The organism is Streptomyces sp. NBC_01210 (assembly GCF_036010325.1).
Lineage (GTDB): Bacteria > Actinomycetota > Actinomycetes > Streptomycetales > Streptomycetaceae > Streptomyces.
Genome location: NZ_CP108549.1, coordinates 5,841,731 through 5,865,283 on the forward strand (window position 1 = coordinate 5,841,731; position 23,553 = coordinate 5,865,283).

Annotated in this window: 20 protein-coding genes; 7 read left to right on the forward strand and 13 right to left on the reverse strand. The window is 71.0% G+C overall.

The features are described 5' to 3' along the window. Window positions 1–46 precede the first annotated feature (46 nt). Genes OG735_RS26740 through afsQ1 form a run of 3 tightly spaced genes read right to left on the reverse strand, consistent with a single transcriptional unit; the run spans window position 47 to window position 2,989 of the window. Complete coding sequence (locus tag OG735_RS26740; protein WP_327325678.1) at window positions 47–682, reverse strand: hypothetical protein; 636 nt, start codon at window positions 680–682, stop codon at window positions 47–49. Beyond that, window positions 679–2,271 (reverse strand): HAMP domain-containing sensor histidine kinase, encoded by a 1,593-nt coding sequence (locus tag OG735_RS26745; protein ID WP_327325679.1) that lies wholly within the window; start codon window positions 2,269–2,271, stop codon window positions 679–681. Before OG735_RS26745 ends, OG735_RS26740 begins: the two co-directional genes overlap by 4 nt. Window positions 2,272–2,311: 40 nt before the next feature. Next, a complete protein-coding gene (gene afsQ1 / locus OG735_RS26750) occupies window positions 2,312–2,989 on the reverse strand; it encodes a two-component system response regulator AfsQ1 (protein ID WP_175257369.1) in 678 nt (225 codons plus the stop codon). Between the two features lie 250 nt (window positions 2,990–3,239). Between afsQ1 and OG735_RS26755 the strand changes: the two genes are divergently transcribed. Beyond that, a complete protein-coding gene (locus tag OG735_RS26755; RefSeq protein ID WP_327325680.1) occupies window positions 3,240–3,971 on the forward strand; it encodes a SigE family RNA polymerase sigma factor in 732 nt (243 codons plus the stop codon). Between the two features lie 1,369 nt (window positions 3,972–5,340). Here OG735_RS26755 and OG735_RS26760 read toward each other — a convergent pair. Further along, window positions 5,341–5,976 (reverse strand): uridine kinase family protein, encoded by a 636-nt coding sequence (locus tag OG735_RS26760; RefSeq protein WP_327325681.1) that lies wholly within the window; start codon window positions 5,974–5,976, stop codon window positions 5,341–5,343. Between the two features lie 125 nt (window positions 5,977–6,101). Here OG735_RS26760 and OG735_RS26765 point away from each other — a divergent pair, with 125 nt between their 5' ends. Further along, window positions 6,102–6,491 (forward strand): hypothetical protein, encoded by a 390-nt coding sequence (locus tag OG735_RS26765; protein WP_327325682.1) that lies wholly within the window; start codon window positions 6,102–6,104, stop codon window positions 6,489–6,491. A gap of 146 nt (window positions 6,492–6,637) precedes the next feature. Here OG735_RS26765 and OG735_RS26770 read toward each other — a convergent pair whose 3' ends face one another. From OG735_RS26770 to deoC, 3 genes are read right to left on the reverse strand one after another with little or no spacing between them, the layout of a single operon-like run. Further along, complete coding sequence (locus tag OG735_RS26770) at window positions 6,638–7,525, reverse strand: aldehyde dehydrogenase family protein (protein WP_327325683.1); 888 nt, start codon at window positions 7,523–7,525, stop codon at window positions 6,638–6,640. Further along, window positions 7,518–8,963 (reverse strand): aldehyde dehydrogenase family protein, encoded by a 1,446-nt coding sequence (locus tag OG735_RS26775; RefSeq protein WP_327325684.1) that lies wholly within the window; start codon window positions 8,961–8,963, stop codon window positions 7,518–7,520. Before OG735_RS26775 ends, OG735_RS26770 begins: the two co-directional genes overlap by 8 nt. Before the next feature lie 6 nt (window positions 8,964–8,969). Then, window positions 8,970–9,917 carry a deoxyribose-phosphate aldolase gene (deoC, locus tag OG735_RS26780; RefSeq protein WP_327328468.1) on the reverse strand — a complete coding sequence of 316 codons (948 nt, stop codon included), beginning with the start codon at window positions 9,915–9,917 and terminating at the stop codon, window positions 8,970–8,972. Window positions 9,918–10,075: 158 nt separating this feature from the next. On the opposite strand from deoC, the gene OG735_RS26785 reads away from it, so the two are divergent. Next, the gene (locus tag OG735_RS26785; RefSeq protein ID WP_327325685.1) at window positions 10,076–10,711 is read left to right on the forward strand and encodes a PH domain-containing protein; all 636 of its coding nucleotides are present in this window, start codon (window positions 10,076–10,078) and stop codon (window positions 10,709–10,711) included. Window positions 10,712–10,864: 153 nt separating this feature from the next. On the opposite strand, the gene OG735_RS26790 is transcribed toward OG735_RS26785, so the two are convergent. The 4 genes from OG735_RS26790 to OG735_RS26805 form a co-directional block, all read right to left on the reverse strand. Then, complete coding sequence (locus OG735_RS26790; RefSeq protein WP_327325686.1) at window positions 10,865–12,061, reverse strand: hypothetical protein; 1,197 nt, start codon at window positions 12,059–12,061, stop codon at window positions 10,865–10,867. A gap of 168 nt (window positions 12,062–12,229) precedes the next feature. Next, the gene (locus tag OG735_RS26795; protein WP_327325687.1) at window positions 12,230–13,894 is read right to left on the reverse strand and encodes a phospho-sugar mutase; all 1,665 of its coding nucleotides are present in this window, start codon (window positions 13,892–13,894) and stop codon (window positions 12,230–12,232) included. A gap of 397 nt (window positions 13,895–14,291) precedes the next feature. Then, the gene (locus tag OG735_RS26800) at window positions 14,292–15,122 is read right to left on the reverse strand and encodes a purine-nucleoside phosphorylase (RefSeq protein ID WP_442812494.1); all 831 of its coding nucleotides are present in this window, start codon (window positions 15,120–15,122) and stop codon (window positions 14,292–14,294) included. A 112-nt stretch (window positions 15,123–15,234) separates the two neighbouring features. After that, entirely contained in the window at window positions 15,235–15,672 is a 438-nt protein-coding gene (locus tag OG735_RS26805; protein ID WP_327325688.1) for a gamma-glutamylcyclotransferase, read from the reverse strand. A gap of 211 nt (window positions 15,673–15,883) precedes the next feature. Here OG735_RS26805 and OG735_RS26810 point away from each other — a divergent pair, with 211 nt between their 5' ends. After that, entirely contained in the window at window positions 15,884–17,323 is a 1,440-nt protein-coding gene (locus OG735_RS26810) for an NAD(P)H-quinone dehydrogenase (RefSeq protein WP_327325689.1), read from the forward strand. A gap of 175 nt (window positions 17,324–17,498) precedes the next feature. Next, on the forward strand, window positions 17,499–18,455 hold the full coding sequence (locus tag OG735_RS26815; RefSeq protein ID WP_327325690.1) for a DeoR/GlpR family DNA-binding transcription regulator: 957 nt from the start codon (window positions 17,499–17,501) through the stop codon (window positions 18,453–18,455). Between the two features lie 225 nt (window positions 18,456–18,680). Here OG735_RS26815 and OG735_RS26820 read toward each other — a convergent pair whose 3' ends face one another. After that, entirely contained in the window at window positions 18,681–19,235 is a 555-nt protein-coding gene (locus OG735_RS26820) for a TetR/AcrR family transcriptional regulator (RefSeq protein ID WP_327325691.1), read from the reverse strand. 202 nt (window positions 19,236–19,437) lie between these two features. Here OG735_RS26820 and OG735_RS26825 point away from each other — a divergent pair, with 202 nt between their 5' ends. Beyond that, window positions 19,438–20,892, forward strand: coding sequence for an MFS transporter (locus OG735_RS26825; RefSeq protein WP_327325692.1), 1,455 nt, complete (start codon window positions 19,438–19,440; stop codon window positions 20,890–20,892). A 64-nt stretch (window positions 20,893–20,956) separates the two neighbouring features. Here the strand turns inward: OG735_RS26825 and OG735_RS26830 are convergent, their stop codons facing one another. Then, window positions 20,957–22,708 (reverse strand): ATP-binding protein, encoded by a 1,752-nt coding sequence (locus tag OG735_RS26830; RefSeq protein ID WP_327325693.1) that lies wholly within the window; start codon window positions 22,706–22,708, stop codon window positions 20,957–20,959. A 371-nt stretch (window positions 22,709–23,079) separates the two neighbouring features. On the opposite strand from OG735_RS26830, the gene OG735_RS26835 reads away from it, so the two are divergent. Then, window positions 23,080–23,529 carry a hypothetical protein gene (locus OG735_RS26835; RefSeq protein WP_327328470.1) on the forward strand — a complete coding sequence of 150 codons (450 nt, stop codon included), beginning with the start codon at window positions 23,080–23,082 and terminating at the stop codon, window positions 23,527–23,529. Window positions 23,530–23,553: the final 24 nt, after the last annotated feature.

Sequence of the window (23,553 nt, forward strand, 5' to 3'; positions counted from 1 at the left end):
CCAAAGAGGAAGCGGAACCCGCTCCGGAACCGAATCGGAACGAGGCTCAGCGAGCGGCGGGTGACGACGGGAGCGCGCTGAGCGTCGGAACGGCCTCGTCCGGCCGCTCCTTGATCCCGGCGGAGCACTGGTACGCCCGGGGCGCGTACTCCCCGGGCCCGCCCAGCAGCACCGAACCGCCCGTGGCGGCGGCCCTGCTCTCCGCGAAGGTGCAGACGATCTGGGCCAGCGCCGGCATCGGCAGATCCTCCGGCTGGCGGCTCAGACGCAGGGTGCCCGCGGGATCGCCCTCGCGCGCACCTGTCAGGGCCAGCGGCCCGCGTACGTACGTGGCGAAGCCGGCCTCATGCTCCGGGGACGAGGGCTCCTTCTCGAGTTCGTCGAGGAGCGCCTGCGCGATCTGTACGCGGCTGTCGACGGCCTTCTTCTCGGTGACCTGCGCCGTACGGTCCACGGACTCCAGCTGCGAGGCGCAGACCAGGTAGACGCGGACCTGGATGCCCTGCTGCTGCGCCTGGGGGGTGATGCTCTCCCCGCTCACCTCGCAGGGCACCCGCGAGGGCGCGGGCCCCGCGTCGACCGGTACCTGGGTGGTCCTGATCCCGCAGCCGCCGAGCACGACGACGCCCGCGAGTACGGCGAGTGAGGCTGCCGCCCGCCTGGTGCACCTCTTGGGCGTCACTGCGTGCCTTCCTCTCCGCGGCCGTCGGTGCGGCCCCGGTCCGCGTCTTCGACGTCGTCCGGGTCCGTGACGGCGTCCGGGTCCGTGCCGCCATGACCGTCGCCGTCCCTCAGCGACGAGGCGTCGCGCGGCAGCCGCAGTACGAACACCGCACCGTCCCCGTCAGCGGAGTTGGCCGCGGTGATGTCCCCGCCGTGGATATGGGCGTTCTCCATCGCGATCGACAACCCCAGCCCGCTGCCCTCGGAGCGCGGCCGGGAGGCGCTCGCCTTGTAGAAGCGGTCGAAGACATGCGGCAGTACGTCCTCGGGGATACCGGGGCCGTGGTCCCGTACCTCGATCAACAGCTCGTGGTCGACCGGCCGCACCGACACCCGCACCGGCGAGCCGCCGTGCTTGAGCGCGTTGCCGATCAGATTGGCCAGGATCACATCGAGCCGGCGCGGATCGAGCAGCGCGATGATCCCGCGCTCGGCGTCCAGATCCACCGCGTCCAGCCAGGCGCGCGCGTCGATGCACGCGGTGACCTGGTCGGCGACGTCCACCGTGTCCAGTACGAGTCTGGCCGTGCCCGCGTCGAAGCGGGTCACCTCCATCAGGTTCTCCACCAGATCGCCCAGCCGCCGGGTCTCGCTCACCACCAGGTTCACGGCGGGCGCGATCATCGGGTCGAGGCTGTCGGCCTCGTCCTCGAGCACCTCGGTGACGGCGGTGAGCGCGGTCAGCGGGGTGCGCAGCTCGTGCGACATGTCGGCGACGAAGCGACGGCTGGACTCCTCCCGTGCGCTCATGTCCGCGACCTTCTTCTCCAGCGACTCCGCGGTCTTGTTGAACGTCCTTGCCAGCTCGGCCAGTTCGTCCGTGCCCGAGACCCGCAGCCGGGTGTCGAGCTTGCCCTCGCCGAGCCGCCGCGCGGCCTCACCCAGCCGGTGCACGGGCTTGAGCACGGTCGTGGCGGCGGCCTGCGCGAGCAGCGCCGAGCCGACGAGGGCGAGGCCGGTGGCGATCGCCAGGGACCAGGCGAGCGAGTTGAGGTCCTGACGTTCCTGGTCCAGCGACTTGAAGACATAGCCGGTCGGCCCGCCGCCGATGATCCTGGTGCCGCCGACGAGATACGGCATGCCGCGGCGCTCGGTGCGCTGCCAGTACAGGTGGTACGGGACGGAGTTGCCGGCCCCGACGTCCTGCCGCTGGGCCACCGCTTCCTGCAGCCTCGCCGGTACGTCGTCGAGCGTGAAGCTGTCAGGGTCGGACGTACCGACGATCGGCTTGCCCTTGGCGCGCTCGCCGATGAGCAGCACGCTGTAGCCGTCACCGCCGCCCGCCATCTGCTCGGCTGTCTTCTGCAGTTCGTTCTGCGTCGGGCGCAGCGGCAGCGCCGCCGCCCGGTTCTGCATCTCCTGCCGGAAGTCGCCGAGCGCCGCGTCCTGGGTACGGGTCAGCACCGCTTCGCGGTTGAGCCAGTACGCGATGCCCGAGGCGGACACGGCGGCAGTCAGCGCGACCAGCGCGAAGACGACGACAAGGCGGAGCCTCAGGCTCGTCCAGCGGAGTCCGGCGAGCATCGCGCGCTTGGCGGCACTGGTCACCTAGGTGTTCCGTTCGTGGGGGTCGCGGCGCGCAGACAGCTCACTGCGGGACGTCCAGCCGGTAGCCCACGCCACGCACCGTACGGATCAGGGTCGGCGAGGACGGCACGTCCTCGACCTTCGCCCGCAGCCGCTGCACACACGCGTCCACCAGCCGTGAGTCACCGAGGTAGTCGTGCTCCCAGACCAGCCGCAGCAGTTGCTGCCGCGACAGGGCCTGTCCGGGCCGTCGGCTGAGCTCGAGCAGCAGCCGCAGCTCGGTCGGCGTGAGCTGAAGATCCTCGCCGTTCTTGGTGACCGTCATCGCGGAGCGGTCGATCACCAGCGAGCCGAAGGTCGCCGAGTCGGTGGACTCGCGCTCACCGCGCCGCAGCACAGCGCGGATACGGGCGTCCAGCACACGGCCCTGGACGGGCTTCACGACATAGTCGTCCGCGCCCGACTCAAGACCCACGACCACATCGATGTCGTCGCTGCGTGCGGTCAGCAGGATGATCGGCAGCTGGTCGGTGCGCCTGATCCGCCGGCACACCTCGAAACCGTCGATCCCGGGCAGCATCACATCCAGCACGATCAGGTCCGGCCGCTGCTCGCGGAGCAGCTTCAGGCCGTCCTCTCCCGTCGCCGCGGTGGCCACTCGGTGGCCCTGGCGTGACAGGGAAAGTTCGAGGGCCGTGCGGATGGCGTCGTCGTCCTCGATCAGCAACAGGAAGGGCACGGAGGTCATTCTGACCCATGGTGGAGCCGGAGTTCGACAGTTGGTGAGCTCTCACACGACTCCTCCCCTTGTGGCAGGCCGCGCAAGCCCTTTCGCAAACGATTTCCGACCGCCTTCCGACTGCCTCCGGGACCGCCCCGGCGGGGCTTGTGACGCGCCTGTGACAGTCGGCGGACACCGCCATGAAACTGCCTGGGCAAGCTTCTTGGCACACGGACGGAAACAGACTCCACTCGACGGGGGGCGCGAGATGAACGCACTGCACAGCACCACCTCAAGCGCAGTTGTCACGCGTCTCCACGACGTCGTGCGGAGCACGGAGAAGTCCGGCGCGGTGAACGGGCGGGGGTGCGTTCGCAGCGTCGGGCGTCAGCACAAGCCGTCGTACATGACGGTGGTTGACGCACCTGTGGGGGGTGGCGGGGACGCGTACCGGGAGGCGGGGGAGCGGACGAACCTGTCGGAGGCGGAGTTCACCGCCTACGTACAGGAACGCCGCGCCTCCCTGTACGCGACCGCGTACCACCTGACCGGGGACCGGTTCGAGGCGGAGGATCTGCTGCAGAGCGCCCTCTTCTCGACATACCGGGCCTGGGACAGGATCAGCGACAAGGCGGCGGTCGGGGGCTATCTGCGCCGCACCATGACCAACCTGCACATCAGCGCCTGGCGCCGGCGCAAGCTCAACGAGTACCCGACGGAGGAGCTGCCGGAGACGGCGAGCGACACCGACGCGATGCGGGGTACGGAACTGCGCGCGGTGCTCTGGCAGGCGCTGGCCAGGCTTCCCGAGCTCCAGCGGACGATGCTGGTCCTCCGTTACTACGAGGGCCGCACGGACCCGGAGATCGCGGAGATCCTGGACATAAGTGTCGGCACGGTGAAGTCGAGCATCTGGCGGTCGCTCCGCCGGCTGCGTGAGGACGAGGTCCTCAGCTTCGGCCGTGACGAGGAAGAGTCCTTCGGCGAGCTGGTGGCCTGAGGGTAACGGGGGGAACGGGGCCGCCGTTTCGGGGGAGACGGCGGGATCGGGGGATCCGCGGGGGTCACGGGGGTCACGGGGGACCGACCTGGGTCAACGGGGGAAACAGAGCGGGACCGGACAGGCCGGGGGGTCTTGTCCGGCCCCGCTTTTCTCTGTTTGCGGTGACCCGGCAGCCGGCGGCACGAGCGGCCGCATGCAGAGCCCTCGACGGTGCGGTGCCGCCGGGCTCCCTCGCCGCCGACGCTCACCAGTCTGCTGCACGTGCGTCCGAGTCCCGTGCCGTGCTGGTCTTTTCGGCCGCGGGTAGGCCGCGGCGGGAATGGGCCGCGTGCCGCGGGAGCGTGGGGGCGTCAGGCTTGCTCGTCTCAGTCACCCGCAGGTGTGCCGTCGCGCGGAGCGGCCGTGCTGCGCCGGGGTGTGGTGTCCCGCGGCCCGTCGCCGTCGACGTTCGCCAGTCTGCTTGCACATCGCCGTGTGCGTCCGGGTCCCGTGCCGTGCTGGTCTTTTCGGCCGCGGGTAGGCCGCGGCGGGAATGGGCCGCGTGCCGCGGGAGCGTGGGGGCGTCAGGCTTGCTCGTCTCAGTCACCCGCAGGTGTGCCGTCGCGCGGAGCGGCCGTGCTGCGCCGGGGTGTGGTGTCCCGCGGCCCGTCGCCGTCGACGTTCGCCAGTCTGCTTGCACATCGCCGTGTGCGTCCGGGTCCCGTGCCGCGCTGGTCCTTTCGGCCGCGGGTAGGCCGCGGCGGGAATGGGCCGCGTGCCGCGGGAGCGTGGGGGCGTCAGGCTTGCTCGTCTCAGTCACCCGCAGGTGTGCCGTCGCGCGGAGCGGCCGTGCTGCGCCGGGGTGTGTGTCCCCGGCCCGTCGCCGTCGACGTTCGCCAGTCTGCTTGCACATCGCCGTGTGCGTCCGGGTCCCGTGCCGTGCTGGTCTTTTCGGCCGCGGGTAGGCCGCGGCGGGAATGGGCCGCGTGCCGCGGGAGCGTGGGGGCGTCAGGCTTGCTCGTCTCAGTCACCCGCAGGTGTGCCGTCGCGCGGAGCGGTCGTGGTGCGCCGGGGTGTGTGTCCCCGGCCCGTCGCCGTCGACGTTCGCCAGTCTGCTGCACGTGCGTCCGAGTCCCGTGCCTCGGCTGCAGGCGGGCCGCGGCGGGACCGGGCCGGGGGTGCCAGAGCCGCCGTCGCCGTCACTCGGGGGTGTGCCGCGGCGCGGAGTTGTCGCCTTCCGTCGATGGTGTGGTGCCACCAGGCCCCCAGGTCGCCGTCACCCACAGGCAGGCCGCGGCGCGAAGCTGCCGCCTGCCGCCGGGGGCGTGGGGGTACTCCGTACCCCCACTTTTCATGGGCGGGTGGGTGGGGAAGAGCCCCCCGGCCGCTACGCCAACGTCCGCGCCGCAGGCGTCCGGCGGCCCGCCGCGGCCGCCGCGAGGCGGCCCAGCGCCTCCGCCTTGCCGCACGGGTGCGCGCCCAACTCCGTCTGGCGCGCCACGATGCCGCGTTCCGCGCGCATCAGGCGCCAGCCCCGCCGCAGCAGGAAACCCACCGACTTGCGGCCCTCGCGCAGATCCCGCGCCAGCCGGCGGCGGAACGTCGTCGACGGGCGGCCGCGCAGGCACAGCGCGTCCGCCAGTACGCCCAAGTCCTGGCACCGCCCGACGATGTCCGCCGCGAAAATGCCCTCCGCCACGAACAGCGGCGTGCGGTCGATGTCGAGCGACTCCCGGTCGATGCGGGAGCTCGTCGCGATGTCGTACACGGGGACCGTCGTACGTCCCGTACCGCACAGCTCCACGATCGCCGCCACCGCCGCGTCCGCGTCCCACGACAGCGGTGAGTCCCAGTCGATGTCCGTACTGCCCTCGACCAGCGGCAACGTCGGGTCGTCGCCCTCTTTGTAGAAGTCGTCCAGGCGCAGCACCGGCAGGCCGGTGCGGGCGGCGAGGGAGGACTTTCCGGAACCTGAGGGGCCCGTAAGCAGCACAACACGGGTGGGGATGGGGGAAGAGCTCACGGGACACCAGTGTGAGGCATTGCCCCTTGAAGGGGACCCCTCGGGGCTGAGGTTGGTATTGAGCGTCCCATCTCAACTACGCTACGTGCTCGTCCGATTACTCATTCAGCAAGGAATCGAAACCCATGGCACGTCACACAGCTCCCCAGTCCCGGCGGATCGCCCTGCTTCGCGCAGGTATGACCGTCGCGGCGGTGGCCGCGGTCCTCGGTGCGGGCGGTGCCGCTCAAGCGGCGCCGATGGCGCCCGCGGGGCTCGACACGGTCGACAAGGGGCAGGGCCGGTCGCTTGCCGGCATGGTCACGAATTCAGTGACCGGAATCGGGCAGGTCAAGAGCCTTCGGCTCAACCCGCTGGCCAAGACCGGCGCCAACCCGCTGGACAACAATGTGTCCACCCAGGTCGCCGACTTCAACCCGGTCTCCACGGAAGCGGTCACCGGGCCCCTGGCGGACGGTGCCGCGCTCAAGGACCTGCCGGTGGCGAAGCGCGCCGCAGGGGCGCTGCCGTCCTGAGTCGAGGCCGGCCGCCGGCGCATGCAGCGAGCGCGTGCAGCCAACGCATGCAGCCGAGGCATGAAAGCCAGGCATGAAAGCAGGCATGAAGGAGCCCCCTGCCGCCGGACGGGACGGCAGGGGGCTCGGCCATGGGAGGGGTCGGGTCAGTACGCCGAACCGGACGCGCCGAGCGAGCCCGTCGGGTGCCAGACCGTCTTCGTCTCCAGGAAGGCCGTCAGCCGGTGCGTGCCCGGATCGGCCGAGAAATCCACAGGCTGTGGACGGAGAACGCGCTTGAGGTTGTCCGCCGCCGCGATCTCCAGCTCCTTCGCGAGGACTTCACCGGCCCCGGTCAGGTCGATCGCGTTGACGTCCTGGTGCGCGGCGAGCGGGGTCGCGATCTCCTCGGTCCGCCCGGAGAGGACGTTGACCACGCCGCCCGGGAGGTCCGAAGTGGCCAGCACCTCGCCGAGCGAGAGCGCGGGGAGCGGGGCCTTCTCGCTCGCCACCACGATCGCGGTGTTGCCCGTCGCGATCACCGGGGCGACCACCGAGACCAGGCCCAGGAAGGACGACTCCTGCGGCGCGAGGATGGTCACGACGCCCGTCGGCTCCGGCGTCGAGAGGTTGAAGAACGGGCCGGCGACCGGGTTCGCCCCGCCCACGATCTGGCCGATCTTGTCCGTCCAGCCCGCGTACCAGACCCAGCGGTCGATCGCCGCGTCGACGACGGCCGCGGCCTTGGACTTGGACAGGCCCTCGGCGGCCGCGACCTCGGCGGTGAACTGCTCGCGCCGGCCCTCCAGCATCTCCGCGATGCGGTAGAGGATCTGGCCCCGGTTGTACGCGGTCGCGCCCGACCAGCCGCCGAACGCCTTGCGGGCCGCGACGACCGCGTCACGCGCGTCCTTGCGGGACGAGAGAGGCGCGTTGGCCAGCCACTTGCCCTTGGAGTCCGTCACCTCGTACACCCGGCCGCTCTCGCTCCGGGGGAACTTGCCCCCGACGTACAGCTTGTAGGTCTTGAAGACGCTCAGTCGCCCGTCAGACATCGAGGTAGGCCTCCAGACCGTGACGGCCGCCCTCGCGGCCGAAGCCCGACTCCTTGTAACCGCCGAACGGCGAGGTCGGGTCGAACTTGTTGAAGGTGTTGGCCCACACCACACCCGCGCGGAGCTTGCTCGCCACCGCCAGGATGCGGGAGCCCTTCTCCGTCCAGATGCCGGCCGACAGGCCGTACTGGCTGTTGTTGGCCTTGGCGACCGCCTCGTCCGGCGTACGGAACGACAGCACGGACAGCACCGGGCCGAAGATCTCGTCGCGCGCGATCGTGTGCGCCTGTGTGACGCCGGTGAAGAGCGTCGGAGCGAACCAGTAGCCGGAGCTCGGCAGCTCGCAGGGCGCGGACCAGCGCTCGGCGCCCTCCGCCTCGCCCTTCTCGGTCAGCGCCGTGATCCGGGCCAGCTGCTCCGCGGAGTTGATCGCCCCGATGTCGGTGTTCTTGTCCAGCGGGTCGCCGAGGCGCAGCGTGGACAGTCGGCGCTTGAGGGAGTCGAGCAGCTCGTCCTGGATCGACTCCTGGACCAGCAGGCGCGAGCCCGCGCAGCAGACCTGGCCCTGGTTGAAGAAGATGCCGCCGACGATGCCCTCGACGGCCTGGTCGATCGGGGCGTCGTCGAAGACGATGTTCGCGCCCTTGCCGCCCAGCTCCAGCGTGACCTTCTTGTCGGTGCCGGCGATCTGGCGGGCGATCGCCTTGCCGACGGCGGTCGAGCCGGTGAAGGCGACCTTGTTGACGTCGGGGTGCGCGACGAGCGCGGCGCCCGTCTCTCCGTAACCCGGAAGGATGTTGACGACACCCTTCGGCAGGCCCGCCTGGCGGCAGATGTCCGCGAAGAAGAGGGCGGAGAGAGGGGTCGTCTCGGCGGGCTTCAGGACGACCGTGTTGCCCGCCGCGAGCGCCGGGGCGATCTTCCACGCGAGCATGAGGAGCGGGAAGTTCCAGGGGATGACCTGGCCCGCGACGCCGAGCGGCTGCGGGTTCGCGCCGTAGCCGGCGTGGCCGAGTTTGTCCGCCCAGCCCGCGTAGTAGAAGAAGTGCGCGGCGACCAGCGGCAGGTCCGCGTCGCGGGTCTCCTTGATCGGCTTGCCGTTGTCGAGCGTCTCCAGGACGGCCAGCTCGCGCGAGCGCTCCTGGATGATCCGCGCGATACGGAACAGGTACTTGGACCGCTCCGAGCCGGGCAGCGCCGACCACTTCTCGAACGCCTTGCGGGCCGCCTTCACGGCGCGGTCCACGTCCTCGGCGCCGGCCCGGGCGACCTCGGCGAGCACCTCCTCGGTGCTCGGCGAGACGGTCTTGAAGACCTTGCCGTCCGCGGCGTCGGTGAACTCGCCGTCGATGAAGAGGCCGTACGACGGTGCGATGTCGACGATCGACCGCGACTCGGGCGCGGGGGCGTACTCAAAAATCTGCTTGTCCATGGTCATGGGGTCTCAGTCCACCGTCACGTAGTCGGGGCCGGAGTAGCGGCCGGTGGCCAGCTTCTGACGCTGCATCAGCAGGTCGTTGAGCAGGCTCGAGGCGCCGAAGCGGAACCAGTGGTTGTCCAGCCAGTCCGCACCGGCGGTCTCGTTGACCAGCACCAGGAACTTGATCGCGTCCTTGCTGGTACGGATGCCGCCCGCAGGCTTCACGCCGACCTGTACCCCAGTCTGCTCCCGGAAGTCGCGCACGGCCTCCAGCATCAGCAGGGTGTTCGCCGGGGTGGCGTTCACCGCCACCTTGCCGGTCGAGGTCTTGATGAAGTCCGCGCCGGCGATCATGCCGAGCCAGGAGGCGCGGCGGATGTTGTCGTACGTGGAGAGCTCGCCGGTCTCGAAGATGACCTTCAGCCGGGCGGCGCCCGCGGCCTCCTTCACGGCGAGGATCTCCTCGTAGACCTTCAGATAGCGGCCGGAGAGGAAGGCTCCCCGGTCGATCACCATGTCGATCTCGTCGGCTCCGGCGGCGACGGCGTCACGGGTGTCCGCGAGCTTCACGTCGAGCGCGGCGCGGCCGGCCGGGAAGGCGGTGGCGACGGAGGCGACCTTGACGCCGGAGCCCCGCAGGGCCTCCTTGGCGATGGCTGCCATATCGGGATAGACGCAGACCGCGGCGGTCGTCGGGGTCGTACGGTCGGTGGGGTCGGGATGGACGGCCTTGGCGGCGAGCGACCGGACCTTGCCCGGGGTGTCCGCACCCTCGAGCGTCGTCAGGTCGATCATCGAGATGGCCAGGTCAATGGCGAACGCCTTGGCCGTGGCCTTGATCGAACGCGTGCCGAGCCCTGCGGCGCGGGCCTCCAGGCCGACGGCGTCGACGCCGGGCAGGCCATGGAGGAAGCGGCGCAGTGTGCTGTCGGACGCGGTCACGTCAGCGAATGCGGGTGGGGTGGTGGGCATGGTCACCAGATGAGCATATCTACGCGCGTAGCGACCTGTACAGGGGGCCAGGTCAGCGGCCGCTCGACGGTGGCTTCGCGGCGGGCACGACCCGTACGGGAAGTGTGGCACGACCCGTACCGGAAGTGCCGCCGCAGGCGTACGGCAGAATCGGAGACATGAGCAGCCCGCAGCAGCCCGCCGAGCCCACGTACGCCGACCGGGTCTTCCGGTCGCCCGCCGGTATGGGGGGCGGGGTGTTGCTGCTCGCGCTCATCGCCTGGATCACCGTGGACGCGCTCATCCGCGGCGAGGGCCGGACGCCGTGGCTCGCGCTCGCCGGTGCGCTGCTGGCGGTGCCGCTCATCGTCGCGTTTACGCTGCGGCCCGCGGTCTTCGTCAACGAGGACCGGGTGCGCATCAGGAATCCGTTCCGGACGATCACCCTGCCGTGGGCGGCCGTCGCCGATGTGCGCGCCGGGTACTCCAGCGAGATCTTCACGCAGGAGGGTACGAAGTACCAGCTCTGGGCCATCCCCGTCTCGCTGCGCCAGCGCAAGCGGGTCTCGCGCCGGCAGATGCAGAACGCCCACGACGATCCGCACGGCCGGACCTCCGTGTCGGCCGACGTCAACGACTCCCAGGCGCGGTTGGCTCCCGCCGACCGGACGGTCGCGGATCTGCGCGAGCTGGCCGAGCGCAATGCGTCGCGGCCGGGTGCGCAGGGCGAGCCGCAGGTCCGCTGGGCGTACGAGGCGGTGGCGCCGGCCGTGGCCGGGGCCGTGCTGCTCGCGGTGCTGCTGGCCATCGGCTGAGCCCCTGAAGCCCTGAAGCCCTGAAGCCCCGGAGCCCCGGAGCCCCGGAGCCCCTGAGGCCTCGAGGCCTCGAGGCCTCGTGCCCTGGGCCCCAAGGTCACCCGAGGCCGCGCAGCGCCTCCGAGGCATCTGACGCACGGGTGACCCCGACGATCAGGGCGGGCCCTTCCACACCAGCAGCATGTACGCCCCCAGCCACGCCGACGACAGCGTCGACGTGCCCAGCACCACCGCCACCACCGCTGTCCGCCGTGCCCTGGCCAGTGCCAGCGCGATCGGCAGCAGCAGCGGGAAGCCCGGCAGCAGAAAGCGGGTGCGCGGGAAGTAGACCCCACCGCTGCCCAGGACGACCAGCAGCAGCACGCCCGTGAAGACGAGCAGCGCCGTCGGCTGCCGGTCGGCCAGACAGAGCAGATACAGCCCGACCGACACGATCAGCATCAACGACACGATCACCAGAAAGAGCTGAGGACGCGTCATGTACACCAGGTACTGCCGCAGCCGCAGCAGCGTCGTCGCGCCGCCGTCCCACTCGTTGCGCCACAGCTTCTGTACGGCGAAGTAGCCGTCGGGCCGCCCCACGCGGAACCCCACCCACGCGACATACGCCAGCCACCCCAGCGGCGCGGCCAACGCCCCCACGAGCGCCCGCCGGTTCCCGCGGCAGGACGGCAGCAGCGCCGCCACCGACACGGCCGCCGCGACCGCGATGCCCGTAGGCCGGGTCAGCCCGGCGAGCGAGGCGAGCGAAGCCGCCCACAGCCAGCGCCCGGTGAGCACCGCGTACAGCGCCCACGCCGCGAGCGCCGTGAACATCGACTCCGTGTAGCCCATCCACTGGACGATCGCTACGGGCAGCACGCCCCACAGCACGGTGAGCACGGTGCCCGTCCGGCGCCCGTACAGCCGGTCGCCCACCGCGAAGATGCCCCACCCTGCGACGAACGAGAACACGACGGCGAGGACGAGTGCGACGGTGGCGCGCGAGCCGGGTGTGACACCGGCGACGGCCTTGATCAGGACCGGATAGAGCGGGAAGAAGGCCAGGTTGTTGGCGTTGAACTGGGTGCCGAGGGCGTCGGCGTACCCATGGTCGGCGATGCCCAGGTACCAGCCGGAGTCCCAGGACGTGGCGAGCGTCGGCCAGACACCGTGGTGCTTGAGATGCACCCACCTGGCGAGGACCAGAAGACCGCACAGCCGCACCGCGAGATAGCCGAGCAGCGCGGGCGCGGCCCGCCGCAGTGCGCGCCGCAGCCGGTTCCGTAAGCCAGTCGCGTCACCGCCTCCCGGGGCCGGTGGCCGGCGGGAGGCGGGGACGGTGGGCCGAACGGTCGCGGCGGGGGACACAGCGGCAGCTCCTGGAACTCGGTATGCGCTACCGGGTCACCATTTCCCGGAGGGTCCCAGGGAGCGGGTGCCACTGCCTCGACTCCGTACGAGATTCACCCGTGCGGACGGTCGAGGGCGGGCGTGCCGACGGTCGTACGGGCGGTCGTGCGGGCAGCCGGCCGACGGTCAGATCCCCGCGGCCGCTGCGAGATCCCGCTTGATCCCGGCGAGGACCTCCGCGGCCCGCTCCCGCGCGGTGACGAGCTCCGACGCGTCCGCGACCGGCACCACGACCTCCAGGTAGCACTTGAGCTTGGGCTCGGTGCCGCTCGGGCGGACGATGACGCGGGCCGTGAACTCGCCGTCGAGGTAGTAGCGCAGCCCGTCCGTGGGCGGCAACTTGTCCGTACCGCGGTTCAGGTCCTCGGCGGTGACGACCCGCAGCCCGGCGACCACGGCCGGCGGCTTCTCGCGCAGCGTCCGCATCGCGTTCGCGATGATGCTCAGGTCCTCGACCCGCACCGACAGCTGGTCGGTGGCGTGCAGACCGTGCTCGACGGCGAGGTCGTCGAGCAGGTCGGTGAGCGTACGGTCCTGCTCCTTCAGCTCCGAGGCCAGCTCGGCGACGAGCAGCGCGGCGGTGATGCCGTCCTTGTCGCGTACGCCTTCGGGGTCGACGCAGTAGCCGAGCGCCTCCTCGTAGCCGTACCGCAGACCGTCCACGCGGGCGATCCACTTGAAGCCGGTCAGCGTCTCCTCGTACGGCAGCCCCGCGGCCTCCGCGATCCGTCCCAGCAGGGACGAGGACACGATCGACTCGGCGAAGGCGCTGTCCTTGTCCCGCGGAGACACTCCCTTGTGGACGAGGTGCGCGCCGAGCAGCGCGCCGACCTCGTCGCCGCGGAGCATGCGCCAGCCGCCGGGCGCGGCGTCGTCGGGAACGGCGACGGCGCACCGGTCCGCGTCGGGGTCGTTGGCGATGACGATGTCCGGCCGGTCCCGGCGCGCGGTCTCGAAGGCGAGATCCATCGCCCCCGGCTCCTCCGGATTGGGGAACGCGACGGTCGGGAAGGCCGGGTCGGGCTCGGCCTGCTCCTGTACGAGGGTGGGCGCGGGGAAGCCCGCGCGGTCGAAGGCGGCGGTCAGTACGTCCTTGCCGACGCCGTGCATGGCCGTGTAGACGACGCGGGCGGTGCGGGGGGAGCCGGCGGTGAAGATGGCGTCCGTACGCGCCAGATAGGCGTCCAGGACCTCGTCGCCGAGGGTGTCCCAGCCGCTCTCGGCACGCGGCACGTCGTCGAGACTCGCCACGGCCGCGATCTCCGAGGCGATCTCCGCGTCGGCGGGCGGCACGATCTGGGAGCCGTCGCCGAGGTAGACCTTGTAGCCGTTGTCGCGCGGCGGGTTGTGGCTGGCGGTGACCTCGACGCCGGCGACGGCGCCCAGCTGCCTTATGGCGAAGGCGAGTACGGGCGTCGGCAGCGGGCGCGGCAGCACGGCGGCGCGGAGACCGGCGCCGACCATGACGGCGGCGGTGTCGCGCGCGAAGTCGGCGGACTTGTAACGGGCGTCGTATCCGATGACGACGAGCCCGTCACCCTGCCCCTTCGCTCTGAGATACGCGGCGAGCCCGGCGGCGGCCCGGATGACGACGGCCCGGTTCATCCGCATGGGCCCGGCCCCGAGCTCCCCGCGCAGCCCGGCCGTCCCGAACTGCAGCGTCCCGCTGAACCGCACGGCGAGCTCGTCGAGGTCCTGGGCCTCGATGAGCTTCCTGAGCTCGTCCCGGGTCTCACTGTCCGGGTCCTCCGCCAGCCACGCGCTGGCCCGCGCGATGAGGTCCTGCTGCACGGTTGGTCCGCCTCTCGTGTGTAATCCGTCGCCCCATTGTTTCGGGGGGCCGCCCCCGCCCCCTGCGGCGCCGCAGCGGCGTGGGGCTGTCCTGTACCCGCGATCCACGGCACCGAAGCGGCACGGTTCCCCCATGCGGGAGCACGGGAGCATCCGCGCGCGCCTGGGCGGGCCGGCCGGTTCGGGGGACGTGGGTTCCGGAGAACCCTGCCCTGCGGCCCGTAGCCGCCCTGCCGATGCCGTGGTCGTTGTCCGGCCCGCCGGCCACGATCCGCGCCTTGTCGCGTGAAGCAGCCCCCGCCGACACGCCGCGCGAAGCCGCCGGGGCGTCCGCGTCGTCCGGGGGCGTGGGAGTGTCCCGCCCACCCGCACATCAGGCGGGCAGGCGCCTCTCCGCTCAGATGCGGTCGAGCACCCGGGTCAGCAGCTCGCCCATCCGCGCCGCCGAGTCCCGGCCCGCCTGGAGTACTTCCTCGTGGTTCAGCGGCTCGCCCGTCAAGCCCGCCGCCAGGTTCGTGACCAGCGAGATGCCGAGCACCTCCGCGCCCGCCTCGCGCGCCGCGATCGCCTCGAGGACCGTCGACATGCCGACCAGGTCACCGCCGAGCACGCGGACCATGTTGATCTCCGCCGGCGTCTCGTAGTGCGGGCCGGGGAACTGGACGTAGACGCCCTCCTCCAGGGAGGCGTCGACCTCCTTGCACAGCGCCCGCAGCCGCGGCGAGTACAGGTCCGTCAGGTCCACGAAGTTCGCGCCGATGATCGGCGACGTCGCCGTCAGGTTGATGTGGTCACTGATCAGCACCGGCTGGCCGGGGCGCATGCCCTCGCGCAGGCCGCCGCAGCCGTTCGTCAGGATGACCGTCTTGCAGCCCGCTGCCACCGCCGTACGCACTCCGTGCGCCACCGCCGCGACCCCGCGGCCCTCGTAGTAGTGGGTCCGGCCGAGGAAGACCAGCGCCCGCTTCTCGCCGATCCTGTACGAACGGATCTTGCCGCCGTGGCCCTCGACCGCCGGCGGCGGGAAGCCGGGCAGTTCGGTGACCGGGAATTCGGCCTCGGGCGCGCCGAGGGCGTCAACGGCCGGCGCCCAGCCGGAGCCCATCACCAGGGCTACGTCGTGCGTCTCGGCGCCGGTCAGCTCGCGCAGCCGCGCGGCGGCTGCGTCGGCTGCGGCATGGGGGTCGGCGGTAGCGCCGTTGAGGTCCGGATTCACAGATGCGTTCACGCCGACGAGGGTAGCCGGTCATTCCCTACGCGCGTAGATGATGCAGCTCACGGTCTTCGGATCGTTGTCTTGTCGTTTCCGACAAATGAACGTGCGAACCATTGCCCACGCGCTAGCAGGGGCGCTTGCGCAGCTCCATCACATAGTCGTGCGGCGCCCCCGCCGAATCCGCCGCGTCCGCCAGCTCCCCCAGATACCGCGCCGACGGCAGCCCGCCCTCGTACCCGTTCAGCACATACACCCAGGCCGGCTCCTCGCCGTCCAGCGTGTCGACGCGGACCCGCATCCGCCGGTAGATGTCGAGCCCGACACCCTCCCAGCGGTCCATGGAGTCCTCGTCCATGGGTGCGATGTCGTACAGCGCGACGAAGACCTGCGAGCGCGGCGCCTCCACGATCGTGGCCAGCGCGCCCTCCCAGCCCATCTGCTCGCCGCCGAAGGTCAGCCGGTGGCCGTTGAGCCAGCCGGTTCCGCGCAGCGGGGAGTGCGGTGCGCGGCGGGACATCAGCCGCGCGTCGAGGTTGCCGGCGTACGCGGCGTAGAGCGACATGGGATCGAGGGTACGGGAGGGGGCGGAGAGGCTGCTCATGCGGCGGAACCGCACACGGTTGCGGCCGTACGGAGACCCGGGGGCGAGGCCACTTGAACCGTGCGGGACAATGGGGTACGTACTGCATTCCCCCGGGGCACCCCCCGGACCCCCGGACCCCCGGTCGGGCGGGCAGGCGGGCCGGGATTGACAATGCGAGGCGGACTTTTTCGTGACCCGGATCGTGATCATCGGTGGCGGACCCGGCGGTTATGAGGCTGCCCTGGTGGGCGCTCAGCTCGGCGCGGAGGTGACCGTCGTCGACTGCGACGGTCTGGGCGGAGCGTCGGTGCTGACCGACTGCGTACCGTCGAAGACTCTGATCGCGACGGCCGAGGTGATGACGACCTTCGACTCCTCCTACGAGGAGCTGGGCATCATCGTGGCCGACGACACACCGCACATCGAGCAGGCCGCCCGGGTCGTCGGCGTCGACCTCGGCAAGGTCAACCGACGGGTGAAGCGGCTCGCCCTCGCCCAGTCCCACGACATCACCGCCTCCGTCACCCGGGCCGGCGCGCGCGTGCTGCGCGGCCGCGGCCGGCTCTCCGGGCGCCAGGCCGTGGACGGCTCCCGCCAGGTGATCGTGCGCGCCGCGGACGGCAGCGAGGAGACGCTGACCGCCGACGCCGTACTGATCGCGACCGGCGGCCACCCGCGCGAGATCCCGGACGCCCTCCCCGACGGGGAGCGCATTCTCAACTGGACGCAGGTGTACGACCTCGACGAGCTCCCCGAGGAGCTCATCGTGGTCGGCTCCGGCGTCACCGGCGCCGAGTTTGCCGGCGCGTACCAGGCGCTCGGCTCCCGGGTCACCCTCGTCTCCTCCCGCGACCGCGTGCTGCCGGGCGAGGACCCGGACGCCGCCGCCGTCCTCGAGGACGTCTTCCGCCGCCGCGGCATGAACGTCATGGCCCGCTCCCGCGCCGAGGCCGCCAAGCGCGTCGGCGACCGCGTCGAGGTCACCCTCTCCGACGGCCGCGTCATCTCCGGTACGCACTGTCTGATGGCGGTCGGCGCGATCCCCAACTCCGTCGGCATGGGCCTGGAGGAGGCCGGCGTACGGCTCAGGGACTCGGGCCACATCTGGACCGACAAGGTCTCCCGTACCAGCGCTCCCGGCGTGTACGCGGCCGGTGACGTCACCGGCGTCTTCGCGCTCGCCTCGGTCGCGGCCATGCAGGGCCGGATCGCGATGTACCACTTCCTGGGCGACGCGGTGACGCCGCTGAACCTGAAGACCGTCTCGTCGAACGTCTTCACCGACCCGGAGATCGCGACGGTCGGCTACAGCCAGGCCGACGTGGACGCCGGCAAGATCGACGCCCGGGTCGTCAAGCTGCCGCTGCTGCGCAACCCGCGCGCGAAGATGCAGGGCATCCGGGACGGCTTCGTCAAGATCTTCTGCCGTCCGGGTACCGGAATCGTGGTCGGCGGTGTGGTCGTCTCACCGCGCGCGAGCGAGCTGATCCATCCCATCTCGATCGCGGTCGACAACAACCTGACGGTGGAACAGATCGCAAACGCCTTCACTGTGTACCCCTCTCTGTCGGGGTCGATCGCCGAGGTGGCACGGCAGTTGCACACCCGCAAGGTGACCGGCGAGGCGTGATGCGGGCGTAAAGAGGCGCGATCCGGGCGTAAATCCCAAGAACCCCGGCCCTCCACGCACCGACCGATCAACTTGGCGGCCGCCAATACCACTTGGCGGCCACATGTGTGCGCAACTTCTGTTATTCGGCGCATAGTGCTGAAAACTATCGGCCGGTCAGGTTACTGTCAGTTTCGTGTTCGCTGCAGAACGTCGCCAATTGATCCTCGAAATGGTGCGCGCCAACGGGGCCGTGTCGCTCCGTGAGCTCGCCCGTGTTGTCCAGACCTCCGAAGTGACCGTACGGCGGGACGTGCGGGCACTGGAGGCAGAAGGACTCCTCGACCGCCGGCACGGCGGTGCGGTACTGCCGGGTGGCCTCACGCGGGAGTCCGGCTTTCCGCAGAAATCCCTGTCCGCTACCGCGGAGAAGACGGCCATCGCCGATCTTGCCGCGGGCCTCGTCGAAGAGGGCGAGGCGGTTGTGGTCGGCGCGGGGACGACGACGCAGGAGCTGGCCCGCCGGCTCGCGCGCGTCCCCGGACTGACCGTCGTCACGAACTCCCTGCTGGTCGCCCAGGCGCTGGCGCATGCCAACCGGGTCGAAGTCGTCATGACCGGCGGGACGCTGCGCGGCTCGAACTATGCGCTGGTGGGCAGCGGGGCGGAGCAGTCCCTGCAGGGGCTGCGGGTCTCCCGGGCCTTCCTCTCCGGCAGCGGTCTCACCGCCGAGCGGGGGCTCTCCACGTCCAACATGCTGTCGGCGAGCGTCGACCGGGCGCTGGTGCAGGCCGCGGCGGAGGTGGTGGTCCTCGCGGACCACACCAAACTCGGCACCGACACGATGTTCCAGACGGTGCCGACGGATGTGATCACGCGGCTGGTCACCGACGAGCCGCCGACGCATGACGACCGTGCGGCGACCGAGCTGCAGGCGCTGGCGGACCAAGGGGTCCAGATCGCGGTGGCCGGCGCGGGAGCCGGCTCCGGCGGTGACGGCGTCCCGACGGGGCGGCAGCCTCGCCGGGACGTCCCGCTTCCGGGCCAGCGGCGTACGCGTGGCGGGCCGGGGCCGCAGCTGCGCAGCGCGGCGCTGGCGGCGGAGCCGCCGGGCGAACGGGCAGCAAGGGTGGCGGACCTCCGCCGCCGCTGAGGGGGCTTTGCGGGGTGCGGGCGGGGGTCCGGTGCGGGTTCTCCCGCGCCCCGTGGTACTTGTCCAGCCCGATCACTCGGCTCCGCAGGATGCGGGGGCCATCGCGCCGCGCAGTCGGCGACCTGGGGCCGGGGCTTGCCCGGGCTCGGGAAGGGCGGGTATTCGGGAAGGGCGGGTAGGGGAGAGGCCCCCCCCCGCGCGGCGGCCCCCCACTGCGGCCCCAGCTCAGGTCGTGTCCGGCTTCAGGCCCCGCAGCGTCAGCATCAGCAGCCGGTCCGCCAACTCCGGGTCGCCCGGATCCTGTTCCGCCGCCAGGGCGATCGCGTTCGTCAGCTGCATCAGGTCGCCGATCGATACGTCCGCCCGCACCGCACCGCTCTGCTGCGCCCGCACCAGCAGCCGTTCCCCCGCGTCGCGCATCGGCACGCTGCACTCCGACAGCGCCGAACTCTCGTCGTGCGAGGCCGACAACAGCGCCCGAGCCAGACCGCGGTACTCACCCGCATGAGTGATGATGGCGCGCAGCCACTCCACCAGTGCTCCGCACGGCTGTTCGGCCGAAGCCAGTTCGCGTGAGCGCTGCAGCAGCGACGCCAGCGCCTCCTGGAAGACCGCGCTCATCATCGCGTGGCGATTGGGGAAGTGCCGGTACAGCGTGCCGATACCCACGCCCGAGCGGCGTGCGATCTCCTCGAGGGAGGCGTCGGTGCCGTGCTCCGCGAAGGCGGTACGGGCTTCGGTCAGCAGTCGTTCGTAGTTGCGGCGCGCGTCGGCTCGCATCGGTCGCGGTGCCCCCGCCGCCGTGCCAGTCGTACCAGGCGTGCCAGTCGCACCGGCCGTGCCCGTCGTACTTGTCGCCATCGCGCCGTCCTCCCTGAGTCCGCCCCGATGTCCAGGATGCCATTGCGAAATCGGAGGCACCCTCCGTATCTTAATCGGAGGAACCCTCCGTATATTGTCGTCCCCTGGAGGCACTGCCGCCATGTCCAAAGCCGGGCCCACCACCAGCAACGCAAGCGCCAGCCCCAGCACACGTCCCGACGCAGGCCCCCACCCCGGCCGTCATCGGCCCGCCCTCGCCCTCACGCTCATCCTCAGCTGCCAGATGATGCTGATGCTCGACGCGACCGTCGTGAACATCGCCCTGCCCGACATCGGCGAAGAACTCGGCTTCAGCTCCGCCGGACTGTCCTGGGTGCTCAATGCCTACACCCTCGCCTTCGGCGGACTGCTCCTCATCGGCGGCCGGATCGGCGACCTCATCGGCCGCCGCCGCGCCCTCACCGCCGGCGTACTCGCCTTCACCGCCGCCTCACTCCTCGGCGGCCTCGTCGACAGCGGTGGCTGGCTGCTCTTCGCCCGTGCCGCGCAGGGCGCCGCCGCCGCGCTCACCGCGCCCTCCACGCTCGCCCTGGTCGCCACCACCTTCGGCGAAGGACGGGAACGCGAGCGCGCGCTCAGCCTGTTCACCGGAATGGCCGCCGCCGGCTCCGCGATCGGCATGATCCTCGGCGGCATCCTCACCCAGGCCGGCTCCTGGCGCTGGACACTCTTCATCAACGTGCCCGTCGGCCTCACCGTCGCCGCGCTCATCCCGCTCGGTATCGCCGAGACCGAACGCCGCCGCGCCCGCTTCGACTTCGCCGGCGCGCTCACCGGCACCGCCGGTGTGACCGCCCTCGTCTACGCCTTCATCCGCGCCGCCGACCACGGCTGGCGCGACGCCCAGGTCAGCTGGGCGTTCGTCGTCGCCGCCGTACTGCTGTCGGCCTTTCTGCTCGTGGAGCGCCGGGTGCGGCAGCCCGTCGTGCCCCTTGAGCTCTTCGCCGCACGCCACCGGGTCATCGCCTACGCCGCCATGCTGCTGGTGCCCGCCGCCATGTTCGGTGTCTTCTACTTCGACACCCAGTACTTCCAGTTCGTCCGCGACTACAGTCCGCTGCGCGCCGGGCTCGCCTTCCTGCCGCTCGCTGTGGGCATCTTCGCCGCGTCCACGTCCGCCGGAAAGCTGCTCGCCCGCCACGGCCTGAAGAAGGTCGCGGGGACCGGGCTCGCCCTCGCGGTCGCCGGTGTGCTGTGGCAGTCCATGCTCTCCACCGGCGGCGGCTACTGGACGACGCTCTTCGTTCCGCTCGTGGTCAACGGCTTCGGCGTCGGCCTGGTCTTCATGCCGCTCAGCGTCCTCATCCTCACCGGCATCCGTCCCGATCAGGCGGGCGCTGCCTCCGGTCTGATGCAGACCATGCAGCAGGTCGGCGGCGCGCTCGGTCTCTCCGCGCTGGTCACGGTGTACGGAGGCGCGGCACGCGGCGCGGGCGGCTCAGGGCCGGACGCGATGGTGGAGGGCTTCTCCGCCGGCCTGCTGGCGGCAGCGGCCTTCATGGCGGTCGCGTTCGTCCTGATCCTGGTGTCGCGGACAGCCGCCGACAGCACCTGAACACACGTGTGGGGCCTGCCGTTGACACTCGGGCAGGCCCCACACGTACACATACGGCCGGACGTCAGTTCTTGATCTCGCAGATCATCGCGCCGGAGGTCAGCGAGGCGCCGACCACGGCCGAGAGGCCCTTGATGGTGCCGGAGCGGTGCGCGTTCAGCGGCTGCTCCATCTTCATCGCCTCGAGTACGACCACGAGGTCGCCCTCCGTGACCTCCTGGCCCTCCTCGACCGCGACCTTGACGATCGTGCCCTGCATCGGGGAGGAGAGAGTGTCGCCGGAGGCCGCCGGGCCCGACTTCTTCGCGGCGCGCCGCTTGGGCTTGGCGCCCGCGGCGAGACCGGTCCTGGCCAGCGTCATGCCCAGCGAGGACGGCAGCGAGACCTCGAGACGCTTGCCGCCGACCTCGACGACGATCGTCTCGCGACCGGCCTCGTCCTCGTCCGCGTCCGAAGGCACGGCGAAGGGCTTGATGTCATTCGCGAATTCGGTCTCGATCCAGCGGGTGTGGACCGTGAACGGGTCGGCGGTGAAGGCCGGGTCGGTGACGACCGCGCGGTGGAACGGGATGGCGGTGGCCATGCCCTCGACGGTGAACTCCTCCAGGGCGCGCGCGGCGCGCTGCAGGGCCTGTTCGCGAGTGGCGCCGGTGATGATGAGCTTGGCGAGCAGGGAGTCCCAGGCCGGGCCGATGACGCTGCCGGACTCGACACCCGCGTCCAGACGGACACCGGGGCCGGTCGGCGGCGCGAACGTCGTGACCGTGCCCGGGGCGGGGAGGAAGCCGCGGCCCGGGTCCTCGCCGTTGATGCGGAACTCGAAGGAGTGGCCGCGCACGGCCGGGTCGCCGTAGCCGAGCTCCTCGCCGTCCGCGATGCGGAACATCTCGCGGACCAGGTCGATACCGGTGACCTCTTCGGTGACCGGGTGCTCCACCTGCAGACGCGTGTTGACCTCGAGGAAGGAGATGGTGCCGTCGGTGCCGACGAGGAACTCGACGGTGCCGGCGCCGACGTAGCCGGCCTCCTTGAGGATGGCCTTGGACGCGGCGTACAGCTCCGCGTTCTGCTCCTTGGTCAGGAACGGCGCCGGGGCCTCCTCCACCAGCTTCTGGTGGCGGCGCTGCAGCGAGCAGTCACGCGTGGAGACGACGACAACATTGCCGTGGCTGTCGGCCAGGCACTGGGTCTCCACATGCCGCGGCTTGTCCAGGTACCGCTCGACGAAGCACTCGCCACGGCCGAACGCGGCAACGGCCTCGCGCACCGCCGAGTCGTACAGCTCCGGAACCTCCTCCAGAGTGCGGGCGACCTTCAGACCACGCCCGCCACCGCCGAACGCGGCCTTGATCGCGATCGGCAGCCCGTGCTCCTCGGCGAACGCGACGACCTCGTCGGCACCGCTCACCGGGTCGGGCGTACCGGCGACCAGCGGCGCACCGGCACGCTGGGCAATGTGCCGGGCGGCGACCTTGTCACCCAGATCACGGATCGCCTGCGGCGGCGGCCCGATCCAGGTCAGACCCGCATCCAGCACGGCCTGGGCGAACTCGGCATTCTCCGAGAGGAAGCCGTACCCGGGGTGGATGGCATCCGCCTCCGCATCCTTCGCGGCCTGCAGCACCTTGGCCATGTCCAGATAACTGGCGGCCGGGGTGTCACCGCCCAGGGCGAACGCTTCGTCGGCCGCGCGGACATGCAGAGCGTCCCGGTCCGGATCGGCGTAGACGGCTACGCTCGCGATCCCGGCGTCCCGGCAGGCCCGGGCAACGCGGACAGCGATTTCGCCACGGTTGGCGATGAGCACCTTGCGCACGATGGCTCCCTCCTTGAAACAAGCTGAGTTTAGGGACTACCGACACGGCCTTTCGACCCATCCCCAATGGTGAGCTTGCCCACACGGAGCGTGATTCGAGGCTCGCGCAAGTCGCGAAATCCCTTGTCGCACCACGGTACGACGGGTTCCTCCCTCGCACAGTAGCCCTGTGGTGTGGCACAGGTCTCTGTTCGAGCGGTCAGCGCCGTATGGCGTTTCTTTGTTGAGTCCCTACGAATGGCCGAATGATTCTTTGCTGTGAGACCCAGCGTGCCGAGACCCTTGTCCCACGGTTTACCCGTTAGTAGCGTTCGCGATGTCGTACGTACTTCCGGTAACTGAGGGTTGGGGGCGCCGTGGCGCGCAGACCGGTGGCTGTCGTGGCCGCGATTGTTCTGCTGGTGGAGGCCGTCGGCATCGTGCTGATCAACGGCATCCTTGCCACCTTCGTCGACAAGCAGGACATGTCGCTCGCCGACCTCGACCCGGATGCGATGGTCACCGGGACCTGGGTGATGGGCGGCGTCTTCGGTCTGTTCCTGGCGGCGTGCGGTGTCGTCCTGCTGCTCACCGGTCTGCGGAACCGGGCACCAGGGCGCTTCGGCCGGATCCTGCTGATCAGCTGCGCGATCATGCACGGGGTGCTGGGCGCGCTGACGGTGGGCCTGGTGGGCTGGGACGCGTTCGCGTTCATGATGGTCGTGCTGGGGCTGATCGTGCTGACACTGGTGGCGTACGGCAAGCGGGAGCAGGCGCCGGTGGAGGACACCCCGGCGCCGACGAACGGCGCGGCGCCCACGAACGGTCCTGCGCCGGCCTGAGGGCGATGCCGTCCTGGCCCGGGT

Coding starts and splice junctions, on each gene's coding strand:
- OG735_RS26755 (WP_327325680.1), top strand. CDS start 3,240: ATGAACGCACTGCACAGCACCACCTCAAGCGCAGTTGTCACGCGTCTC.
- OG735_RS26765 (WP_327325682.1), top strand. CDS start 6,102: ATGGCACGTCACACAGCTCCCCAGTCCCGGCGGATCGCCCTGCTTCGC.
- OG735_RS26770 (WP_327325683.1), bottom strand. CDS start 7,525: ATGTCTGACGGGCGACTGAGCGTCTTCAAGACCTACAAGCTGTACGTC.
- OG735_RS26775 (WP_327325684.1), bottom strand. CDS start 8,963: ATGACCATGGACAAGCAGATTTTTGAGTACGCCCCCGCGCCCGAGTCG.
- deoC (WP_327328468.1), bottom strand. CDS start 9,917: ATGCCCACCACCCCACCCGCATTCGCTGACGTGACCGCGTCCGACAGC.
- OG735_RS26785 (WP_327325685.1), top strand. CDS start 10,076: ATGAGCAGCCCGCAGCAGCCCGCCGAGCCCACGTACGCCGACCGGGTC.
- OG735_RS26805 (WP_327325688.1), bottom strand. CDS start 15,672: ATGTCGCTCTACGCCGCGTACGCCGGCAACCTCGACGCGCGGCTGATG.
- OG735_RS26820 (WP_327325691.1), bottom strand. CDS start 19,235: ATGCGAGCCGACGCGCGCCGCAACTACGAACGACTGCTGACCGAAGCC.
- OG735_RS26825 (WP_327325692.1), top strand. CDS start 19,438: ATGTCCAAAGCCGGGCCCACCACCAGCAACGCAAGCGCCAGCCCCAGC.